Here is a 21345-nt window from a genome sequence, read left to right as displayed (position 1 = left end):
GGCCTGCACCGAACGGCGCGCATCCTACACCGGCCTTTCCCCGAGCGTACAGCAGACAGAGAAAAGCCGGACGTTAGTCAGCGAAAGGCCATCTAAGTTCTTTACTTGTAGCTTGTTGCTTCGTACTTGTCGCTCGGTAGTCCATAATGCGCGCCGGTTTTTGGGGTAATGGTCATGAGTACAGAAGATCCGCGGTTTGCAGGCGTCGCCCGCTTGTATGGCATTGAAGGCCTGGAACGCTTGAAGGCGGCCCATGTGGCGATCGTCGGCGTCGGCGGTGTGGGCTCTTGGGCGGCGGAAGCCATGGCCCGTTGTGGGGTCGGCGAGATTTCGCTGTTTGACCTGGACGATGTCTGCGTCAGCAACAGCAACCGGCAGTTGCACGCCCTGGACAGCACTGTGGGCAAGCCCAAGGTCGAGGTGATGGCCGAGCGCCTGCGCGGTATCAACCCGGATTGCACTGTGCACGCGGTGGCGGATTTCGTGACCCGCGACACCATGGCCGAATACATAACGCCGAACATCGATTGCGTGATCGACTGTATCGACGCCGTCAACGCCAAGGCCGCGCTGATTGCGTGGTGCAAACGCCGCAAGATCCAAATCATCACCACCGGCGGCGCCGGTGGGCAGATTGATCCGACGCTGATCCAGGTGTGCGACCTTAACCGCACCTTCAACGATCCCTTGGCCTCAAAGGTGCGCTCCACCTTGCGTCGTGACTACGGCTTCTCTCGCACCGTGACCCGTCATTACAGCGTGCCGTGCGTGTTTTCCACCGAGCAACTGCGTTATCCCAAGCCGGACGGCAGCATTTGTCTGCAAAAAAGTTTTGTGGGGGATGGGGTGAAGCTGGACTGCGCGGGCGGGTTTGGCGCGGTGATGATGGTGACGGCGACCTTTGGCATGGTGGCGGCGACCAAGGCGGTGGACAAGATTGTGGCAGGGGTGCGTAGGCCTTCCGAGCGTGTCAAACCCGCCTGAATCTCAGAACTTTACACAGTTCAAAGGTGGGAGGGGGCTTGCCCCCGGTTGCAGAGTGTCAGCCACTGAATAAGCTGACTGATCCACCGCTATCGGGGGCAAGCCCCCTCCCACATTTAGTCCTGTGTATGGCTTAGCGTTCGCATACGCTGCAGGACTGCATTCAAGCCATTGCTGCGCGACGGCGACAGTTGGCGGGAAAGCCCGAGTTGATTGAACCAGTCAGGCAAGTCGACTGCCTGCAACTCGTCCGCCGACAACCCATTGACCCGCGCCAGCAGCAATGCCACCAAACCACGGATCATCCGCGCATCGCTGCTCGCGGCAAATTGCCAATGACCTTGGTCTAAGTGCCCCACCAACCACACCAGGCTTTCGCAGCCCTGTACCAGGTTGGCGTCGACCTTTTCATCATCCGCTAAAGGCGGCACACGCTCACCCCACTGCATCAGCAAGCGAGCACGTTGCTCCCAACTTCCTACGGCCTGGAAGGCTTCCAGCGCAGCCACCGCATCCACCGGCAAGCTCATCGCAACATATCCAGCGCCTGGTCCAGCGCTTCAAAAAAGCGCTCGAGGTCGTCGGAGTCGTTATACAGCGCCAGGGAAACGCGGATCGCCCCCGACAGCTGCATCGCCTTGAGCAGCGGCATCGCGCAATGATGGCCTGCGCGTACAGCAATGCCCTGCTCGGTCAGCAGGTGCGCAACGTCGGCGTTATGCACGCCCTCGACCACAAAGCTGACCAGCGCCACCTGCGGCGAACCCAGCACACGCACGCCATTGCGCGCCTTCAGGCCGCGTAACAGGTAGTCATGCAGGGCCGCCTCGTGGGCGGTTACTGCTTGCTGATCCAGCGAGCTCAGATAATCCAGGCTTGCCCCCAAGCCAATCACGCTGGCTATCGGCGGAGTACCTGCCTCGAACCCCAGTGGTGCTGGACGGAAGCTGGCGCTGTGGTAATCCGCCTGTTGCACCATCTCACCGCCAAACTGCCAGTGGCGCAGGTGATGCAGAGCCTCGTTGCGGCCAAAGAGCACGCCGACACCGTCCGGGCCGTAGAGCTTGTGGCTGGAGAAAACGTAGAAGTCGCATCCCAGCGCTTGCACGTCGTGACGACCGTGGACGATGCCCTGGGCGCCGTCGACCACGGTTAGGGCACCGTGTGGCTTGGCCAAATCCAGTAAGGCTTGCAGCGGTTGCCAGGCACCAAGCACGTTGGACAGCTGGCTCACCGCCAGCAGGCGGGTGCGCGGACCGATCAACTCGGCGGCGGCTTGCAGGTCGATCACGCCGTCATCACCGAGTGGCAATACCACCAGTGTGAGCGCGCGACGTTTGGCCAGTTGCTGCCAGGGCAGCAGGTTGGCGTGGTGTTCCAGGGCGCTGATGACAAGCTCATCGCCCGCATTGAATAAGTGTTCGAGGCCGTAGGCCAGGAGGTTCAGCGCAGAGGTCGCGCCGTGGGTAAACACGATGTGCCCGGTGTCACCTGCATTCAACCACTGCGCCACCTTGCTGCGACTGTCCTCGAAGGCCTGTGTCGCATGGGCCCCGGGCAAATGCTGGGCCCGGTGCACATTGGCTGCGCCATTGGCGTAGTAATGGCTGATGGCATCCAACAGAGCTTGGGGTTTTTGTGTAGTGGCGGCGTTGTCCAGATAGGTCTGGCCTTGCCGTTGCAGGGCGGCGATGGCCGGAAAGTCGGCGCGCCAGGGGGAGGGCACTAGCATGGTGTTCAAAACTCGTATAAGCGAGCCCCAGGGTCGGGGCCCGCTAGTGGCATCGAGTGGCTGCTTAGTTGTGAGCGTGCAGCGCTTCGTTCAGTTCGATGGCCGATTTGTGGGTTTTGCACTCCACTGCACCGGTCTCGGAGTTACGGCGGAACAGCAGGTCCGGTTGGCCGGCCAGCTCGCGCGCCTTGACCACTTTGACCAGTTGGTTCTGCTCATCCAGCAGCGCAACCTTGGTCCCGGCGGTGACGTACAGACCCGATTCCACGGTGTTGCGGTCGCCCAGCGGGATACCGATACCGGCATTGGCGCCGATCAGGCAGCCTTCGCCGACCTTGATCACGATGTTGCCGCCGCCCGACAGGGTGCCCATGGTGGAGCAGCCGCCGCCCAGGTCCGAGCCCTTGCCAACGAATACGCCAGCCGATACACGACCTTCGATCATGCCCGGGCCTTCAGTGCCAGCGTTGAAGTTGACGAAACCTTCGTGCATCACCGTTGTGCCTTCGCCTACGTAGGCGCCCAGGCGGATACGTGCCGCGTCAGCAATACGCACGCCGGCCGGGACGACGTAGTCGGTCATTTTCGGGAACTTGTCTACCGAGAACACTTCCAGTAACTCGCCACGCAGGCGTGCTTCCAGCTGGCGTTCGGCCAGTTCGCTGATGTCGATCGCGCCCTGGCTGGTCCAGGCCACGTTCGGCAGTTGCGGGAACACGCCAGCCAGGCTCAGGCCGTGAGGCTTGACCAGGCGGTGGGACAGCAGGTGCAGCTTGAGGTAGGCCTCAGGCGTGGAGGTCAGCGCGGCGTCTTCGGCCAGCAGGGTGGCGACCAGAGGCGTGTGGCTTTCTGCCAGGCGGCTCAGCAGGGCGGCTTGTGTGGCGTCGACGCCTTTGAGCGCGTCGGCCAGTTGCAGGGCCTGGGTCACGGTGAAGGTGATCGCCTGGTTACCCTCGGAGTAACCGAGGATCGGCGCGATGGCCGCGACGATTTCAGCCGATGGGTTGAGCAGCGGTTGTGCGTAAAAAACTTCCAGCCAAGCACCTTGGCGGTTCTGAGTGCCGACGCCGAAGCCCAGGCTGAACAGGGAATGGGACATGCTATTACCTCTACAAAAATGGAAGGGCTGGCCTACTTGAGGGCCGCCGAATAACTTTCTGGCTTGAAGCCAATCAGGGTTCTGTCACCGAGATCAAGCACCGGGCGCTTGATCATCGAAGGTTGCGCGAGCATCAATTCAATGGCTTTCGACTGATCGAGATCGGCTTTGCGTTCGTCTTCGAGTTTGCGAAAGGTGGTGCCCGCACGGTTCAAAACCACCTGCCAACCGTGCTCGTTGCACCATTGGGTCAAGTGTTCGCGGTCGATACCGACCGTTTTGTAGTCGTGGAACTCATAGCTCACAGCATGCTCATCGAGCCAGGTGCGCGCTTTTTTCATGGTGTCGCAGGCTTTGATGCCGAAAAGGTGCAACGTTTTGCTTGAAGCGGTCAAGGAATTGCCCCCTTTTAGGATGCTCAAAACGAAAGGTCCGGGATTATGCCACGACCAGCGGGTTTGGGTGCCGCTCGTCAGCAGGACCCACGGCTTTGTGCGACTTATGTGCAAAAGCCAGTGCGTGGCATAGCCGCGTAACATAGCTGGGTAATATGGCACTTCAACTGCCAGTTGTTGCCTGATGTGTGTCGTTGCAAGTCGATCGTCCGGGAAACCCGCGTTATGCAAACCGCCTACACCGTTCTTATCCTGCTGATGCTGGTCAGCGTTTCGCGTCTGGTCGGACGTGTCATTCCTCTGCCGTTACCGCTGGTGCAGATCGCCGCCGGAGCCTTGTTGGCTTGGCCAACGCTGGGCCTGCATGTGGCGCTGGACCCTGAACTGTTCCTGTTCCTGTTCTTGCCACCTTTGTTGTTTTCTGACGGTTGGCGCATGCCCAAACGCGAATTGTGGCGTCTGCGGGGCCCGATTCTGACGCTGGCCGTGGGCCTTGTGCTGTTCACGGTAGTCGGCGCCGGATACTTCATTCACTGGATTTTGCCTACGATCCCGTTACCGGTGGCCTTCGCCCTGGCGGCCGTATTGTCGCCGACGGATGCGGTGGCAGTGTCGGCCATTTCCCAGAATCGTTTGCCCACGCCATTGATGCATATGCTCCAGGGCGAAGCCTTGATGAATGATGCGTCGGGCCTTGTGACCTTCAAGTTTGCCTTGGCAGCGGCACTGACCGGCGTGTTCTCCCTGGCCGATGCGAGCTTGACCTTCGTGTTGGTGGCCGTCGGTGGCCTGGCGATCGGTGTGGCGTTGAGTTGGCTGGTCGGCCGCCTGCGCGCATGGATGATTGCGCGGGGCTGGGACGATCCGGCGACTCATGTGGTGTTTATGTTGCTGTTGCCGTTTGCCGCTTATGTATTGGCTGAACGGTTGGGCGCCTCAGGGATTTTGTCGGCAGTGGCGGCGGGCATGATGCAAAGCTGGCTGGACCTGCTGCCACGCCAGACCAGCACAAGGCTGCTTAACCGCAGCGTCTGGTCGTTGCTGGAGTTTGCCTTCAATGGCTTGATCTTCCTGCTGTTGGGATTGCAACTGCCGGACATCATCAAAGCCGTGGTGAGCCATGAAGCCACGCTATGGCCGACGCTGTTTTACCGCTGCCTGGATGTGATTGCGATTTTCCTGGTGCTGGTGGTGCTGCGTTTTATCTGGGTGCAGAGCATCTGGAGGCTGTCGGGGTTATTGCGGCGCCTGCGAGGTAAAAGTGATCTGACGTTGGTGCCAACCGCCCGATCCTGTTGGCTCTTGACGGTCGGCGGTGTGCGCGGTGCTGTGACCCTGGCGGGTGTGATGTCGGTGCCTTTGCTGTTGGCGCCAGGCAAAGATTTTCCTGAGCGTGATTTGCTGATCTTTATCGCGGCCGGGGTGATCCTGCTATCACTGGTCGCCGCCTGCATTGCCTTGCCACTGTTGCTGCGCGGTATCGAAAAGAGCCCCGATGAGAAGCGTCATAAGGAAGTGCGGGAGGCGTGGAAAAAGACCGCCGTGGCAGCGATTCACGCACTGGAGGCGGAAGAGCCCGTAGAGTCGCAAACCTCCGACGCCGCACAGGCGGCGCTGGCTACGGAGCTCAAGGCGCGGCTGATGTCGGAATATCGTCATCAGTTGGAGGTGTTCAATGACTCCGCCGAGGCCCAGGCGCTGGCGAGGCACATGGACCTGCTTGAGCGAAAACTGCGGCTCAAGGCCCTGCGCGCGCAACGTTTGGAGTTGTACAGCTTGAGCCGTCATCACCAGATTGGTGATGACGTCTTGAGGGAGGTGTTGGGGGAGCTGGATATGAGTGAGGCGAATCTGGGCCAAGTGAAATGACCCGATTGCTTACCGACGACGCTGAATGAAATCCCGAATCCGTTCAGCTGCTTCCACGCACTCGGCCAGCGGTGCGACCAGCGCCAGGCGTACGCGGCCAGCCCCAGGGTTGACGCCATCCACTTCCCGCGACAGGTACGAACCTGGGACCACGGTGACGTGTTCTTCAACGAACAGGTCGCGGCAGAACGCGGCATCGTCGCCATTCACATTTGGCCACAGGTAGAAGCCACCGTCGGGACTTTGTACATCCAGCACCGGCTTGAGGATGGTCAGCACGGCTTCGAATTTCTCGCGATACAGGTCACGGTTGGCCAGTACGTGCGCTTCGTCCTGCCAGGCGGCAATGCTCGCCAGTTGGGTTTGCACCGGCATCGCGCAGCCGTGGTAGGTGCGGTACAGCAGGAAGGCCTTGAGGATCTCGGCATCACCGGCCACGAAACCAGAGCGCAGGCCCGGCAAGTTGGAGCGTTTGGACAAGCTGTGGAATACCACGCAGCGCTTGAAATCCTGGCGACCCAGTTCAACACAGGCGCTCAACAAGCCCGGCGGCGGGGTTTGTTCGTCAAAGTACAGCTCGCTATAGCACTCGTCGGCGGCGATGACGAAGTCATGTTCGTCGGCCAGGGCGATCAGTTTTTTCAGGGTCTCAACCGGGATCAGTGCGCCGGTCGGGTTGCCGGGGGAGCACAGGAACAGGATCTGGCAGCGTTTCCAGATGTCTGGTGTCACGGCGTCGAAGTCCGGGTTGAAGCCGTTCTCATCCAGGCATGGCAGGTAGTGCGGCTTGGCACCGGCAAGGAACGCGGCGCCTTCGTAGATCTGGTAGAAGGGGTTCGGGCTGACCACCAGTGCATCGTCGCCACGGTTGACTACGGTCTGAGTGAAGGCGAACAGTGCTTCGCGGGTGCCGTTGACCGGCAGGATATTGCGCGCTGGGTCAAGCCATCCCTTGGGCACGTTGAAGCGACGTTCACACCAGGCGCCAATGGCCTCGCGCAGTGCCGGGATGCCCAGGGTGGTGGGGTACACCGCCATCTGATCAAGGTTGCTGCTCAGTGCCTCGGCCACGAACGTGGGCGATTTGTGCTTGGGTTCACCGATGGACAGGGCAATCGGGCGCTTGTCCGGGTTGGGTGTGACGCTGCCCAGCAGGGCGCGCAATTTCTCGAACGGGTAGGGCTGCAACTGGTTCAGGGCGTTGTTCATGAGAATCTCGTTCAATTCATTGGTAATGCGGTCTGTCGGGCGCTGCAGGTCCAACTGTGGGAGGGGGCTTGCTCCCGATTAAGGTGTGTCAGTCAGCTAATAGGTTTCTGATCCGCTGCTTTTGGGGGTAAGCCCTCTCCCATATAAGCCCCGTTCAAAACGTCAGGCGCGTCAGCTCGACACCGGGCTCTTGGGTCACGCTCAACTGCTGGACGATAGCCTCCTGCAAACGGCGGCACAGTTCCGGGTCGGACAGCGGCTGGTTGTCGGCGTCGGTAATAAAGAACACGTCTTCCACGCGCTCGCCCAGGGTCGCAATCTTGGCATTTTGTAATGACAGGTCGAACTCCAGGAAAATCCCGCCGATCCGCGCCAGCAGGCCTGGGCGATCCGGTGCGCTGAGTTCCAGCACCGTCACTGGGCGCTGCGCATCGTTGGAGATGGTCACCTGGGGCGCAAAGGCAAAGTGCTTCAGTTGGCGCGGCACCCGGCGCTGGATGATCGTTGGATAGTCGTCCGGGTTACGCAGGGCTTCGGTGAGGCCTTCGCGGATCTTTTTCACCCGCGTCGGGTTGTCGCCGATGGACTCGCCTTCGGTATCGAGCACGATGTAGGTGTCGAGGGTGAACTGGCTGCTGGAAGTGATCACCCGGGCATCGTGGATGTTCAGATTGAGCTGGTCCATGGCCGCTACCGTCACGGCAAAGAAGTCGTGCTGGTCGGGCGCGTAGATGAAGATCTGCGTGCCGCCTTCGAATTCGCGCTGGGTGGTTTCCTTGATCAGCACCAGCGGGCCGCCATCGGCGGGCTGCTGCAGGATCGCGTCAGTGTGCCAGGCCACATCGCCGGCGGTGTGTCGCAAGAAGTAATCGTCACCCAGTTGCGACCACAGTTGCTCGACGTCATCCGGATCGTTGCCGCCGCGCACCAGGATATCCAGGGCCGCGCTTTGGGTGCGGCGGATCTGCTCTTCGCGGTCCACCGGGTTCTCCAGACCACGGCGCAGGGCGCGCTTGGTCTCTGTGTACAGTTGGCGCAACAGACTGGCGCGCCACGAGTTCCACAGTGTCGGGTTGGTGGCGTTGATGTCGGAAACGGTCAACACGTAGAGGTAGTCGAGGCGGGTTTCATCGCCGATAGCTTGCGCGAAATCGTGGATCACCTGCGGGTCGGACAAGTCCTTGCGCTGTGCGGTGGTCGACATCACGAGGTGGTTCTGCACCAGCCAGACGATCAGGCGGCTATCCCATTGCGGCAACTGGTGGCGCTGACAGAAGGCTGCGGCGTCGACCGCGCCGACTTCCGAGTGGTCGCCATGCCGGCCCTTGCCGATGTCGTGGTACAGGCCGGCCAGGTAGATCAGCTCCGGCTTGGGCAGCTTGGCCATAAGCTTACTGGCCAGCGGGAATTTCTCTGACACCTGGGTGTACTGCAACTTACGCAGGTGCTTGATCAGATTAAGGGTGTGCGCATCCACTGTATAAATGTGGAACAGGTCGTGCTGCATCTGCCCGACGATAAAGCCGAACTCCGGAAGGTAGCGCCCCAGGATGCCGTAGCGGTTCATGCGGCGCAGGTTGCGGTGGATACCAATCTTGCACTTGAACAGCTCGATAAACAGGCTGGTGTTGCGGATGTCGTTGCGAAAATCATCGTCGATCAAGTGACGGTTTTCCCGCAGCAGGCGGATAGTATCCGCGCGCACGCCTTTGATTTCCGGCTGCTGGGCCATCAATACGAAGATTTCCAGCATGGCGAATGGGGTGCGGCGGAACACGTTGTCATTGCGCGCCTCAATATAGCCGTCGTGCAGTTGGAAACGCGCATTGATCGGCTGCGGCGGCGCCTCATCCTCGGGGGCCAGGATCACTTCTTCGAAGTGCTGGATGATCAGGTCGCTGAGCTGGGCGATGCTCATCACCACCCGGTAGTACTGCTGCATGAAGCTTTCGATGCTGGTCTTCGCGTCCTCGCCCTCAAAGCCCAGCAGCGTGGCGATGGAGCGCTGATGATCGAACAGCAGGCGATCTTCGGAGCGCCCGGCGAGCATGTGCAGGGCGTAGCGCACTTTCCAAATGAATTCCTGGGACGAGGCTAGCAGGGCGTTTTCGCTCTCTACCAAAAAACCTTCGCCGGCCAGGGCGCGCAGGTTAAGGGTGCCGTACTGGCGACGGGCGACCCACAAAATCGTCTGGATGTCGCGCAACCCGCCGGGCGAGCCTTTGACGTTGGGCTCCAGGTTGTATTCGGTGTCGTTGTACTTGTGGTGCCGGGCTTTCTGCTCGGCGCGTTTGGCCAGGAAGAAGTCCTTGCTCGGCCACATATGCGCGGTGCTGGTGACTTCCAGCATCCGCTGGCGCAAGCGCTCTGGGCCGGCGATGGTGCGGCTTTCCATCAGGTTGGTAATGACGGTGAGGTCGGCACGGGCCTCTTGGGCGCACTCGTCCACCGAGCGCACGCTCTGGCCGACTTCCAGGCCAATGTCCCACAGCAGTGTCAGAAAACGCTCGATGGAATCGCGAAAGATCTCATGATCGGCGCTGTCCAGCAGGATCAGCAGATCAATATCGGAGTAGGGGTGGAGTTCGCCACGGCCATAGCCGCCAACGGCCACCAGGGCGATGTCGGCGTCTTCGCTCCAGTTGAACTGTTCCCAGGCCTTTTGAAGGATGTTGTCGACGAACCAGGCACGGTCCTCGATCAGCCGGCGGATGTCGCGGCCGCTACGAAAGCGCTCGTCGAGCACTTCGCGGGCCTGGCGGATCGCCTTCTTGAAGGCGGCGATGGGGCTTGCCTTCAGGGCCAATTCGGCCTGGAACTGGCCACGGTCGAAGAGTTCGGGATCCACCTGGGGCATCGATCGGCTTTCCTTTCTATCTATCAGTCAGTCACAACACGCTTTGGGAAAACCTGGGCAACCTTCAGGCTGAAACGCGTGGGATCGTATCGTCGGCGCGCAGTGTGAAGATCTCGTAGCCGGTTTCGGTGACCAGTAGGGTGTGTTCCCACTGCGCCGAAAGCTTGCGGTCCTTGGTAATGGCGGTCCAGCCGTCGCCCAGCACCTTGGTGTCGGCTTTGCCCTGGTTGATCATCGGCTCGATGGTAAAGGTCATGCCTGCCTTGAGCTCCATGCCGGTGCCGGCGCGGCCGTAGTGCAGGATCTGTGGCTCTTCATGGAACACGGTGCCGATGCCGTGGCCGCAGAAATCACGTACCACCGAGAAGCCGTTCTTTTCAGCGTGCTTCTGGATCACTTCACCGATATCGCCCAGGCGGCAGCCGGGTTTGACGATTTCGATCGCCTTGTACATGCATTCCTGGGTGACTTGGGACAGGCGTTCGGCCCAGACCGGCACGGTGCCGACGTGGAACATGCGGCTGGTATCGCCGAAGTAGCGATCCTTGATCACGGTGACGTCGATGTTCAGGGTGTCGCCGTCCTTCAGGGGTTTGTCGCACGGAATACCGTGGCAGACCACATGGTTGATCGACGTGCAGATTGACTTGGGGAAGCCCTTGTAATTCAACGGCGCAGGAATGGCACCCTGCACATTGACGATATAGTCATGGCAGATCTGGTTGAGGGTGTCCGTGGTGACGCCCGGCTTGACGTGCTCGGCAATCATTTCCAGCACGTCGGCAGCCAGTTTGCCGGCAATGCGCATGCCGGCAATGTCTTCGGCGGTTTTCAAACTAACGGTCATACAGGCTCTCTCTAGCGCGAAGCGCTGAAATCAATACGGTTTACGGGCGCGCGACAAAAGGTTACAGAATTCGCAAAAGCCCCAAAAAACGCGATTCTAACAGACGCGGGCGGCAAATCATGAGCCCCTGACGATCGCTTCTCTCTATAAGGTGGGGCTATATCCGCTCTATTCAAAGGGTTGCGCATAAGCCGCGCACGCCAAATGTGATTGCGGGTTTCGTTTTCGCCCTTCGTGTGGTATAAAATGCGCCGCTTTCCGGGGATGCCCCGAAGAGCTTAAATCCACACACGTGTCGACACGATGACCTGGGTGCCGGAGGCCTTGATGCCGCTGGTTGGTCATTGGGATACGTGGAGGCCAAACCCGACTTATTAAGGAACTATCATGTCCCAAGTCAATATGCGCGATATGCTGAAGGCCGGTGTGCACTTCGGTCACCAGACCCGTTACTGGAACCCGAAAATGGGTAAATACATTTTCGGCGCGCGTAACAAGATCCACATCATCAACCTTGAAAAAACCCTGCCAATGTTCAACGAAGCTCTGACTTTCGTAGAGCGTCTGGCCCAGGGCAAAAACAAGATTCTGTTCGTCGGCACCAAGCGTTCCGCTGGCAAGATCGTTGCTGAAGAAGCAGCACGTTGCGGTTCGCCGTACGTCGATCACCGCTGGTTGGGCGGCATGCTGACCAACTTCAAAACCATCCGTGCTTCCATCAAGCGTCTGCGTGACCTTGAAGTGCAAGCCGAAGACGGTACTTTCGCCAAGCTGACCAAGAAAGAAGCGCTGATGCGCTCCCGTGACCTGGAAAAGCTCGATCGTTCCCTGGGTGGTATCAAGGACATGGGCGGTCTGCCTGACGCACTGTTCGTTATCGACGTTGATCACGAGCGCATCGCGATCACCGAAGCCAACAAGCTGGGCATCCCTGTTATCGGCGTAGTCGATACCAACAGCAGCCCGGAAGGCGTTGACTACATCATCCCAGGCAACGATGACGCAATCCGCGCTATCCAGCTGTACATGGGTTCGATGGCTGACGCTGTAATCCGTGGTCGTAACCACGTTGCTGGTGGTACCGAGCAGTTCGTTGAAGAAGCTCCGGTAGCCGCAGCTGAGTAATTGACGCCCTGGCGTTGACTCAGTAAGCAAAAAGGGGGCTTGGCCCCCTTTTTGCCCCCTCGAAAACCATTTGTGCGCAGCGCAGCTACATCATCTGTAACGTGCAGCGGCCTACAAGGGTGGTTCGGGAAGAATTGATCCCCCGTTCGATCGGGTGGAATGGTTGAAAACCTATCCAAGAGGAATTTGAAAATGGCAGCAATTACTGCAGCGTTGGTTAAAGAACTGCGTGAGCGTACCGGCGAAGGCATGATGGATTGCAAGAAAGCCCTGGAAAAGGCTGACGGCGACATCGAAAAAGCAATTGATGACATGCGTGCTTCCGGCGCAATCAAGGCTGCCAAGAAAGCAGGCAACGTGGCTGCTGAAGGCGCTATCGCTCTGAAAGAAGACGGCAAATCTGCTGTTCTGCTGGAAGTGAACTCGCAGACCGACTTCCTGGCTCTGCAAGACGACTTCAAGGCATTTGTTGCTGCCAGCGTTGATAAAGCGTTCGACGACAAACTGACTGACGTCGCTCCGCTGATCGAAGCACAAGAAGCTGCACGCCTGGTACTGGTCGGCAAAGTTGGCGAAAACGTCAACATCCGTCGCCTGGTACGCGTTGAAGGTGACGTTGTTGGTGGTTACCTGCACGGCAACAAGATCGGTGTTGCAGTTGTCCTGAAGGGCGGCAACGTTGAGCTGGCTAAAGACATCGCTATGCACGTAGCGGCCAGCAACCCAGAGTTCCTGCTGCCTTCGGAAGTTTCTGCCGAAGCGATCGAGCGCGAAAAGGCTGTGTTCCTGCAGCTGAACGAAGAAAAAATCAAAGGCAAGCCAGAAAACATTGTTGAAAATATGGTCAAAGGCCGTATCAGCAAGTTCCTGGCCGAAGCAAGCCTGGTTGAGCAGGCGTTCGTTAAGAACCCTGAAATCAAGGTTGGCGAACTGGCTAAGAAAGCCGGTGCTGAAATCGTTTCCTTCACTTACTTCAAAGTAGGCGACGGTATCGAGAAGCCGGTCGACAACTTCGCTGAAGAAGTTGCTGCCCAGCTGGCTGCCGCCAAGCAATAAGACAGTTTTCAACTGTCGCCCGAAAGAGGCTGCCCGCTCACGCGCGCAGCCTCTTTTCAAATGGGCAGGCCGAATTAATTTGGCTTACCCTCGGAACTGGCTTACAAAGCCGTGTTCCGATGGCGCTGTGAGAGCGTCCAGCTAGAGTGAACGCAAGCCGTAAACGGCTCGCCAAGAATTTTTAAAAAATACGCCGCAGGAGAGATTCGCAATGGCTCAGCAGGGCAGTGGTTATCAGGCTCGCTATAAACGCATTCTACTCAAGCTCAGCGGCGAGGCCCTGATGGGCTCGGAAGAGTTCGGGATCGATCCCAAGGTGCTCGACCGCATGGCGCTGGAAGTCGGCCAACTGGTTGGTATCGGCGTGCAAGTCGGCTTGGTGATCGGCGGCGGTAACCTGTTCCGTGGCGCGGCGCTGAGTGCGGCCGGTATGGATCGGGTCACTGGCGACCACATGGGCATGCTGGCCACTGTGATGAACGCCCTGGCGATGCGTGATGCCCTGGAGCGTGCCAATATCTCGGCTATCGTGATGTCGGCTATTTCCATGGTGGGTGTGACCGATCACTATGATCGTCGCAAAGCCATGCGCCATTTGAACTCAAAAGAAGTGGTGATCTTCGCCGCTGGTACCGGTAACCCATTCTTTACCACTGATTCGGCGGCGTGCCTGCGTGCCATCGAAATTGACGCTGACGTGGTTTTGAAGGCAACCAAGGTAGACGGTGTGTACACCGCAGACCCATTCAAAGACCCGCATGCCGAGAAGTTCGATCATCTGACCTACGATGAAGTGCTGGATCGCAAGCTGGGTGTCATGGACCTGACGGCTATTTGCCTGTGCCGCGACCACAAGATGCCGCTGCGCGTATTTAATATGAACAAGCCCGGCGCCCTGCTGAATATCGTACACGGCGGCGCGGAAGGGACTCTGATCGAGGAAGGCCAACAATGATCAATGAAATCAAGAAAGACGCCCAAGCGCGTATGCAGAAATCCCTGGAATCTTTGAGCCATGCATTCGGCCAGATTCGTACTGGCAAGGCGCACCCGAGTATTCTGGGCAGCGTGATGGTGCCTTACTACGGCGCTGACACTCCGCTGAGCGGCGTGGCAAACGTTACCGTTAAAGATTCGCGCACCCTGCAGGTCGTGGCTTTCGAGCGCAACATGCTCGCTGCGGTCGACAAGGCGATTCAGAGTGCCGGCTTGAACCTCAATCCGACCAACCTGGGCGAACTGCTGCTGATCTCCATGCCTGCCTTGACCGAAGAAACCCGCAAGGGCTTCACCAAGCAGGCACGTAGCGCGGCTGAAGATGCACGCGTTGCTGTGCGCAACATCCGTCGTGATGCCCTGGGTGACCTGAAGAAACTGGTTAAGGACAAGGAGATCAGCGAAGACGAAGAGCGTCGTGCCGTCGCTGATATCGACAAGCTGACCAAAGATGCCGAGGCCCAGATCACCAAGGCCACGGAAGAAAAAGAAAAGGACCTGATGGCCGTATAAGGGTCAGGACGCCTTCATGGAAAAGACCAAGCAGACTGTACCCTCTTTGGTGCCGCGCCATGTCGCGATCATCATGGATGGGAATAATCGCTGGGCGAAGAAACGCTTTATGCCGGGTGTCGCCGGGCATAAAGCGGGTGTCGATGCGGTGCGGGCTGTGATTGAGGTGTGTGCCGAGGCCAAGGTCGAGGTGTTGACCTTGTTCGCCTTCTCCAGTGAGAACTGGCAGCGGCCCGCCGAAGAAGTCAGCGCCTTGATGGATCTGTTCTTCAAGGCGTTGCGTCGTGAGGCGAAGCGCCTTAATGACAACAATATCAGTCTGCGCATCATCGGTGATCGCTCGCGATTCCACCCGGAGCTGCAGGCGGCCATGCGCGAGGCGGAGGCCATCACGGCTGGCGCCAACCGTTTTGTGCTACAGATCGCAGCCAATTACGGCGGCCAGTGGGATATCGCCCAGGCTGCACAGCGGCTGGCTCGCGAAGTGCAAGCCGGTCATCTTCGACCGGACGACATCACGCCTGAACTGTTGCAAACCTGCCTGGTGACCGGTGATCTGCCATTGCCTGACTTGTGCATCCGTACCGGCGGTGAACATCGCATCAGCAATTTCCTGCTGTGGCAGTTGGCCTACACCGAGCTGTACTTCTCCGACCTGTTCTGGCCGGACTTCAAACACGATGCCATGCGTACTGCGCTGGCCGATTTCGCTTCCCGCCAGCGTCGCTTCGGTAAAACGAGTGAGCAGGTCGAAGCTGGAGCCCGGGTTTAAATGCTTAAACAACGAATCATCACAGCGCTCATCCTGTTGCCGATCGCCTTATGTGGGTTTTTCCTGCTCGATGGGTCCGGTTTTGCCCTATTTATCGGGCTGGTCGTAACCTTGGGCGCCTGGGAATGGGCACGCTTGGCAGGTTTCAACGCGCAATTGCCGCGCTTGGTGTATGCCGCTGTCGTAGCGGTGTTACTGTTTCTGATGCACACCCTGTCGAGCATCATCGTGCCTTGGGTGCTGGGTGCTGCGGTGCTGTGGTGGGCGCTTGCGACCTATCTGGTGTTGACGTTTCCGCGCAGCAGTGGTCATTGGTCCAGTGTTGCCAGCAAGTTGGTGATTGGCTTATTGATTCTGTTGCCAGCCTGGCAAGGGTTAGTGGAGATCAAGAACTCGCCGATGGGCAATTGGCTGATCATGGCGGTGATGGTGCTGGTGTGGGGCGCAGATATCGGCGCCTACTTCTCGGGACGGGCATTCGGTAAGCGCAAGCTGGCACCGGCAGTCAGTCCGGGCAAGAGTTGGGAAGGGGTTTACGGCGGCCTGGCATTGACCCTGCTGATCACTTTGGTGGTCGGTGTGGTGCGGGATTGGTCAGTAACGGACATCTTCCTGGCTCTTCTGGGTACGGCTATCGTCGTGTTCATCTCGGTCGTGGGCGACCTCACTGAAAGCATGTTTAAGCGCCAGGCCGGGGTCAAGGACAGCAGTAATCTGCTGCCAGGGCACGGTGGGGTGCTGGACCGTATTGATAGCCTTACCGCTGCTATTCCGATCTTTGCCGTGCTGTTGTGGATGACTGCTTCGTGAGCCGTCTGCAGCAAGTAACCGTGTTGGGCGCAACCGGCTCGGTAGGGTTGAGCACCCTCGATGTGATCGCTCGTCACCCTGATCGCTATCAAGTGTTTGCCCTGACGGGATTCACCCGTCTGAGCGAGCTGCTGGCGCTGTGTGTGCGTCATGCGCCTCGCTTTGCTGTGGTGCCTGAAGCAGCGGCAGCGCAGGGCCTGCAGGATGACCTGCGGGCTGCCGGACTTGCCACACAGGTGCTGGTAGGCGAGTCGGGATTGTGTCAGGTCTCGGCCGATGCCGAGGTGGACACTGTAGTCGCCGCTATTGTCGGTGCCGCCGGCTTACGCCCAACCTTGGCTGCCGTCGACGCGGGCAAAAAAATCCTGCTGGCCAATAAAGAAGCGCTGGTGATGTCTGGCGCGCTCTTTATGCAGGCGGTGCGTAAAAGCGGTGCGGTGCTGTTGCCGTTAGACAGTGAGCACAACGCAATCTTTCAGTGCATGCCCGGAGACTATGCTCGTGGCTTGAGTCAGGTAGGCGTTCGTCGGATTCTGCTGACCGCTTCCGGTGGGCCTTTCCGGCAAACTCCGTTGGTAGAGCTGGAGCATGTGTCTCCGGATCAAGCATGCGCCCATCCGAACTGGTCCATGGGCCGCAAAATCTCCGTGGATTCGGCAAGCATGATGAACAAGGGCCTGGAATTGATCGAGGCCTGCTGGTTGTTCGATGCGCGGCCGGATCAGGTCGAGGTGGTTATTCACCCGCAAAGCGTGATTCATTCCTTGGTCGACTACGTGGATGGTTCAGTCTTGGCCCAATTGGGCAATCCCGATATGCGTACGCCGATCGCTAATGCCCTGGCGTGGCCGGAGCGGATTGATTCCGGCGTGGCGCCACTCGACCTGTTTGCAGTTGCTCGCCTGGATTTTGAAGCGCCGGACGAACAGCGCTTTCCTTGTCTGCGCTTGGCGCGGCAGGCGGCGGAGGCGGGTAACAGTGCGCCAGCGATGCTCAATGCGGCCAATGAGGTGGCCGTGGCGGCGTTTCTCGAACGGCGCATCCGCTTTCCGCAGATCGCGAGTATTATCGAGGACGTTTTGAGTCTTGAGCCTGTGGTGGCTGTAAATGACCTCGGGGCGGTATTTGAGGCAGATACCAAGGCGCGGACCTTGGCCGAGCAATGGTTGAGCCGCAACACGCGTTAGTCTGTGGGCGCGCTTGAGCCTTCGGGTACTGGATCGGATTGCGGAGAAATTAGATGAGTGCGCTTTACATGATTGTCGGCACCCTGGTTGCTCTGGGTGTGCTGGTCACCTTCCACGAATTCGGCCACTTCTGGGTGGCGCGTCGTTGCGGCGTCAAGGTACTGCGTTTTTCCGTCGGTTTCGGCATGCCGCTGGTTCGCTGGCACGACCGTCGTGGCACCGAGTTTGTGATTGCGGCCATCCCGTTGGGTGGCTACGTCAAGATGCTCGATGAGCGCGAAGGCGAAGTGCCGGCTGATCAGTTGGACCAATCCTTTAATCGCAAGACCGTTCGTCAGCGTATCGCTATCGTTGCCGCTGGTCCGATCGCCAACTTCCTGCTGGCGATGCTGTTCTTCTGGGTGTTGGCCATGCTGGGCAGCCAGCAGGTGCGTCCAGTTATCGGCGCGGTTGAGGCGGACAGTATCGCTGCCAAGGCTGGCCTGGTCGCTGGCCAGGAAATTGTGTCTATTGATGGCGAACCGACCACGGGTTGGGGGGCGGTCAATTTGCAGTTGGTGCGTCGTTTGGGTGAAAGCGGCACTGTTAATGTTGTGGTGCGTGAGCAGGACTCCAGCGCCGAAATCCCGCGGTCGTTGGCCTTGGATCATTGGCTCAAAGGCGCTGATGAGCCTGATCCGATCAAGTCCTTGGGTATTCGTCCGTGGCGTCCGGCACTGCCGCCGGTCCTTGCCGAGCTGGATCCGAAGGGGCCAGCCCAGGCTGCAGGTCTGAAAACCGGCGATCGTCTGTTGGCCCTCGATGGCCAGGCGCTGGGTGAATGGCAGCAAGTGGTCGATCTGGTTCGTGTACGCCCTGATACCAAAATTGTGCTGAAAATTGAGCGCGACGGTGCTCAAATCGACGTTCCCGTTACTCTGGCGGTGCGTGGCGAAGCCAAGGCAGCCGGGGGGTACTTGGGTGCTGGCGTCAAGAGTCCGGAGTGGCCGCCATCAATGGTGCGCGAGGTCAGCTTCGGGCCGTTGGCGGCGATTGGCGAGGGTGCAAAACGCACCTGGACCATGAGCGTACTGACCCTGGAATCCCTCAAGAAAATGTTGTTCGGCGAGCTCTCGGTAAAAAACTTGAGTGGACCGATAACCATTGCTAAAGTGGCGGGCGCTTCTGCCCAGTCGGGTGTCGCGGATTTCCTGAATTTCCTGGCTTATCTGAGTATTAGCCTGGGTGTTCTGAATTTGCTGCCCATTCCTGTACTGGATGGGGGGCATCTGTTGTTTTATCTGGTCGAGTGGGTGCGTGGTCGCCCCTTGTCAGATCGAGTGCAGGGTTGGGGGATACAGATCGGTATCAGTTTGGTTGTCGGGGTGATGTTATTAGCCTTGGTCAACGATCTGGGTCGACTGTAACGCTTCGCTGAATTGCGAATCTGCCGCATTTTGCGGCAGTTTGTTTATTGCCAGTTGGAATAAGAAAGGACTTCATGAAACGTCTGCTGCTAACTGCGGTTCTCACCGTATTGATGATCGCCGAAGTTCACGCCGAGTCCTTCACCATCTCCGATATTCGCGTCAACGGCCTCCAGCGGGTTTCCGCGGGTAGCGTCTTTGGTGCATTACCGTTGAACGTCGGTGAACAGGCTGATGATCGTCGCCTGGTGGAATCCACTCGTGCGCTGTTCAAAACCGGTTTCTTTCAAGACATCCAACTGGGGCGCGAAGGTAACGTCTTGGTCATCACCGTCGTCGAGCGACCTTCTGTCGCCAGTATCGAGATCGAAGGTAACAAGGCGATCTCTACTGAAGACCTGATGAAGGGCCTCAAGCAGTCCGGCCTGGCCGAGGGCGAGATCTTCCAGCGCGCCACTCTTGAAGGTGTGCGTAACGAACTGCAGCGTCAGTACGTTGCCCAGGGCCGCTACTCGGCGACCGTGGAGACGGAAGTGGTCCCGCAGCCTCGTAACCGTGTCGGCCTCAAGGTCAACATCAACGAAGGCACCGTGGCGGCCATTCAGCACATCAACGTGGTGGGTAACACCAAGTTTGCTGATGACGACCTGATCGACCTCTTCGAGCTCAAGACCACCAACTGGCTGTCGTTCTTCAAGAACGACGACAAGTACGCCCGTGAAAAACTCTCCGGTGACCTGGAGCGTCTGCGCTCGTACTACCTGGACCGTGGCTATATCAATATGGATATCGCGTCGACCCAGGTGTCCATCACCCCGGACAAGAAGCACGTCTATATCACCGTTAACGTCAACGAAGGCGAGAAGTACAAGGTTCGTGACGTCAAGCTGAGCGGCGACTTGAAAGTGCCTGAAGACCAGGTCAAGTCCCTGCTGCTGGTGCAGAAAGACCAGGTGTTCTCGCGTAAGCTGATGACCACCACGTCCGAACTGATCACCCGTCGTCTGGGTAACGAAGGCTATACCTTCGCCAACGTCAACGGCGTACCGACCCCGCACGATGATGATCACACAGTGGACATTACCTTTGTGGTCGACCCAGGTAAGCGTGCCTACGTGAACCGTATCAATTTCCGTGGCAACACCAAGTCTGCGGATGAAGTGCTGCGCCGTGAAATGCGTCAGATGGAAGGTGGCTGGGCGTCGACGTACTTGATCGACCAATCCAAGACCCGTCTTGAGCGCCTGGGTTTCTTCAAGGAAGTCAACGTTGAAACCCCGGCTGTACCGGGCGTGGATGACCAGGTTGACGTTAACTACGCAGTAGAAGAGCAAGCATCGGGTTCTATCACTGCCAGCGTCGGCTTTGCACAAAGCGCAGGTCTGATCCTCGGTGGTTCCATCACCCAGAACAACTTCCTCGGTACCGGTAACCGTGTGTCTATCGGCCTGACTCGAAGCGAATACCAGAGCCGATATAACTTTGGTTATACCGACCCCTACTGGACTGCTGACGGTGTGAGCTTGGGCTACAACGCCTTCTACCGCACCACCGACTACAAAGACCTCGATGTTGACGTTGCAAGCTATGCAATCGACAGCCTTGGCGCGGGTGTCAACGTCGGTTATCCGATCAGCGAAACCTCGCGTTTGACCTTCGGCCTGACCGCGCAGCAGGATGAGATCAAGACCGGTGTCTACACCGTGGACGAAATCTTCGACTTCACTCGTCGTGAAGGTGACAAGTTCCTGAACTTCAAGGCGTCTGCTGGCTGGTCCGAGTCGACCCTGAACAAAGGTGTACTGGCAACCCGTGGCCATTCCCAGAGCCTGACTCTGGAAACCACTACGCCGGGCAGCGACCTGTCGTTCTTCAAGCTCGACTACCGTGGTCAGTTGTTCCAGCCGCTGAGCGACAACTACACCATGCGCCTGCACACTGAGCTGGGGTATGGCGACGGTTATGGTTCGACCAATGGTTTGCCGTTCTATGAGAACTACTATGCGGGTGGCTTCAACTCCGTACGTGGCTTCAAAGACAGCACCTTGGGTCCTCGTGGTACTCCGAGCCGAGGTGCTGGCGTAACCGGTAACCAAGGCACTGTGGCTGACTCCGACAACGACCCACTGCCGTTCGGTGGTAACGTGTTGATCCAGGGCGGCGCGGAGATTTTGTTCCCGCTGCCATTCGTCAAGGATCAGCGTTCGCTGCGTACGTCCGTGTTCTGGGACGTGGGTAACGTGTTCGACTCTAAGTGCGAGCAGATTAGAAACCCGAGCGGTGTTAAATCCAACACTCAGTGCAACGACGTGAGCCTGACCAACCTGGCGAGCTCCGTGGGTGTAGGTGTTACTTGGGTGACTGCGCTTGGTCCGTTGAGCTTTGCTCTGGCCATGCCGATCAAGAAACCGGATAACGCTGAAACCCAGATTTTCCAATTCTCCCTCGGCCAGACGTTCTAAGCGTCTGACCCAAGATAACGACAACG

18 protein-coding genes are annotated in these 21345 nt (G+C 58.6%); 11 read left to right on the top strand and 7 right to left on the bottom strand.

All coding sequences use genetic code 11. The features are described 5' to 3' along the window. The first annotated feature begins 174 nt into the window (after positions 1 to 174). Positions 175 to 984 carry a tRNA cyclic N6-threonylcarbamoyladenosine(37) synthase TcdA gene (gene tcdA, locus G9Q84_RS00545; protein ID WP_065877359.1) on the top strand — a complete coding sequence of 270 codons (810 nt, stop codon included), beginning with the start codon at positions 175 to 177 and terminating at the stop codon, positions 982 to 984. A gap of 116 nt (positions 985 to 1100) precedes the next feature. Here tcdA and G9Q84_RS00540 read toward each other — a convergent pair whose 3' ends face one another. The 4 genes from G9Q84_RS00540 to G9Q84_RS00525 all read right to left on the bottom strand — a co-directional run bounded on the left by G9Q84_RS00540 (position 1101) and on the right by G9Q84_RS00525 (position 4210). Continuing rightward, the gene (locus G9Q84_RS00540; RefSeq protein ID WP_181642733.1) at positions 1101 to 1514 is read right to left on the bottom strand and encodes a SufE family protein; all 414 of its coding nucleotides are present in this window, start codon (positions 1512 to 1514) and stop codon (positions 1101 to 1103) included. Further along, positions 1511 to 2716 (bottom strand): aminotransferase class V-fold PLP-dependent enzyme, encoded by a 1206-nt coding sequence (locus tag G9Q84_RS00535; RefSeq protein ID WP_122755688.1) that lies wholly within the window; start codon positions 2714 to 2716, stop codon positions 1511 to 1513. Before G9Q84_RS00535 ends, G9Q84_RS00540 begins: the two co-directional genes overlap by 4 nt. Before the next feature lie 64 nt (positions 2717 to 2780). Next, positions 2781 to 3815 carry a 2,3,4,5-tetrahydropyridine-2,6-dicarboxylate N-succinyltransferase gene (gene dapD / locus G9Q84_RS00530; RefSeq protein ID WP_032891666.1) on the bottom strand — a complete coding sequence of 345 codons (1035 nt, stop codon included), beginning with the start codon at positions 3813 to 3815 and terminating at the stop codon, positions 2781 to 2783. A gap of 32 nt (positions 3816 to 3847) precedes the next feature. Further along, positions 3848 to 4210 (bottom strand): ArsC family reductase, encoded by a 363-nt coding sequence (locus G9Q84_RS00525; RefSeq protein WP_032891665.1) that lies wholly within the window; start codon positions 4208 to 4210, stop codon positions 3848 to 3850. Between the two features lie 225 nt (positions 4211 to 4435). On the opposite strand from G9Q84_RS00525, the gene G9Q84_RS00520 reads away from it, so the two are divergent. Further along, on the top strand, positions 4436 to 6079 hold the full coding sequence (locus G9Q84_RS00520) for a Na+/H+ antiporter (protein WP_181642732.1): 1644 nt from the start codon (positions 4436 to 4438) through the stop codon (positions 6077 to 6079). Between the two features lie 9 nt (positions 6080 to 6088). On the opposite strand, the gene dapC is transcribed toward G9Q84_RS00520, so the two are convergent. From dapC to map, 3 genes are all read right to left on the bottom strand, one after another. After that, positions 6089 to 7288 (bottom strand): succinyldiaminopimelate transaminase, encoded by a 1200-nt coding sequence (gene dapC, locus G9Q84_RS00515; protein WP_099601271.1) that lies wholly within the window; start codon positions 7286 to 7288, stop codon positions 6089 to 6091. Between the two features lie 154 nt (positions 7289 to 7442). Next, on the bottom strand, positions 7443 to 10145 hold the full coding sequence (locus G9Q84_RS00510) for a [protein-PII] uridylyltransferase (protein ID WP_032891658.1): 2703 nt from the start codon (positions 10143 to 10145) through the stop codon (positions 7443 to 7445). Positions 10146 to 10209: 64 nt separating this feature from the next. Next, positions 10210 to 10992, bottom strand: a complete 783-nt coding sequence (map, locus tag G9Q84_RS00505; RefSeq protein WP_032891656.1) for a type I methionyl aminopeptidase — start codon at positions 10990 to 10992, stop codon at positions 10210 to 10212. Between the two features lie 387 nt (positions 10993 to 11379). On the opposite strand from map, the gene rpsB reads away from it, so the two are divergent. The 9 genes from rpsB (at position 11380) to bamA (ending at position 21319) form a co-directional block, all read left to right on the top strand. After that, complete coding sequence (rpsB, locus tag G9Q84_RS00500) at positions 11380 to 12117, top strand: 30S ribosomal protein S2 (protein WP_003189158.1); 738 nt, start codon at positions 11380 to 11382, stop codon at positions 12115 to 12117. Positions 12118 to 12309: 192 nt separating this feature from the next. Further along, the gene (tsf, locus tag G9Q84_RS00495; protein WP_032891654.1) at positions 12310 to 13173 is read left to right on the top strand and encodes a translation elongation factor Ts; all 864 of its coding nucleotides are present in this window, start codon (positions 12310 to 12312) and stop codon (positions 13171 to 13173) included. 211 nt (positions 13174 to 13384) lie between these two features. Then, the gene (gene pyrH / locus G9Q84_RS00490; protein ID WP_003189161.1) at positions 13385 to 14128 is read left to right on the top strand and encodes a UMP kinase; all 744 of its coding nucleotides are present in this window, start codon (positions 13385 to 13387) and stop codon (positions 14126 to 14128) included. Further along, the gene (gene frr / locus G9Q84_RS00485; protein WP_016974404.1) at positions 14125 to 14682 is read left to right on the top strand and encodes a ribosome recycling factor; all 558 of its coding nucleotides are present in this window, start codon (positions 14125 to 14127) and stop codon (positions 14680 to 14682) included. The genes pyrH and frr overlap by 4 nt, the downstream gene beginning before the upstream one ends. 16 nt (positions 14683 to 14698) lie before the next feature. Continuing rightward, the gene (gene uppS, locus G9Q84_RS00480; protein WP_032891653.1) at positions 14699 to 15454 is read left to right on the top strand and encodes a polyprenyl diphosphate synthase; all 756 of its coding nucleotides are present in this window, start codon (positions 14699 to 14701) and stop codon (positions 15452 to 15454) included. Then, positions 15455 to 16264, top strand: a complete 810-nt coding sequence (locus G9Q84_RS00475; RefSeq protein ID WP_032891652.1) for a phosphatidate cytidylyltransferase — start codon at positions 15455 to 15457, stop codon at positions 16262 to 16264. Continuing rightward, complete coding sequence (gene ispC / locus G9Q84_RS00470) at positions 16261 to 17451, top strand: 1-deoxy-D-xylulose-5-phosphate reductoisomerase (RefSeq protein WP_095184007.1); 1191 nt, start codon at positions 16261 to 16263, stop codon at positions 17449 to 17451. The genes G9Q84_RS00475 and ispC overlap by 4 nt, the downstream gene beginning before the upstream one ends. A 53-nt stretch (positions 17452 to 17504) precedes the next feature. Further along, a complete protein-coding gene (gene rseP / locus G9Q84_RS00465; protein WP_095184008.1) occupies positions 17505 to 18857 on the top strand; it encodes a sigma E protease regulator RseP in 1353 nt (450 codons plus the stop codon). Between the two features lie 74 nt (positions 18858 to 18931). Beyond that, the gene (bamA, locus tag G9Q84_RS00460) at positions 18932 to 21319 is read left to right on the top strand and encodes an outer membrane protein assembly factor BamA (protein WP_095184009.1); all 2388 of its coding nucleotides are present in this window, start codon (positions 18932 to 18934) and stop codon (positions 21317 to 21319) included. Positions 21320 to 21345: the final 26 nt, after the last annotated feature.

It is taken from the genome of Pseudomonas sivasensis (genome assembly GCF_013778505.1).
Taxonomy (GTDB): Bacteria; Pseudomonadota; Gammaproteobacteria; order Pseudomonadales; family Pseudomonadaceae; genus Aquipseudomonas; species Aquipseudomonas sivasensis.
This window is presented reverse-complemented; position numbering and strand designations above follow the sequence as displayed.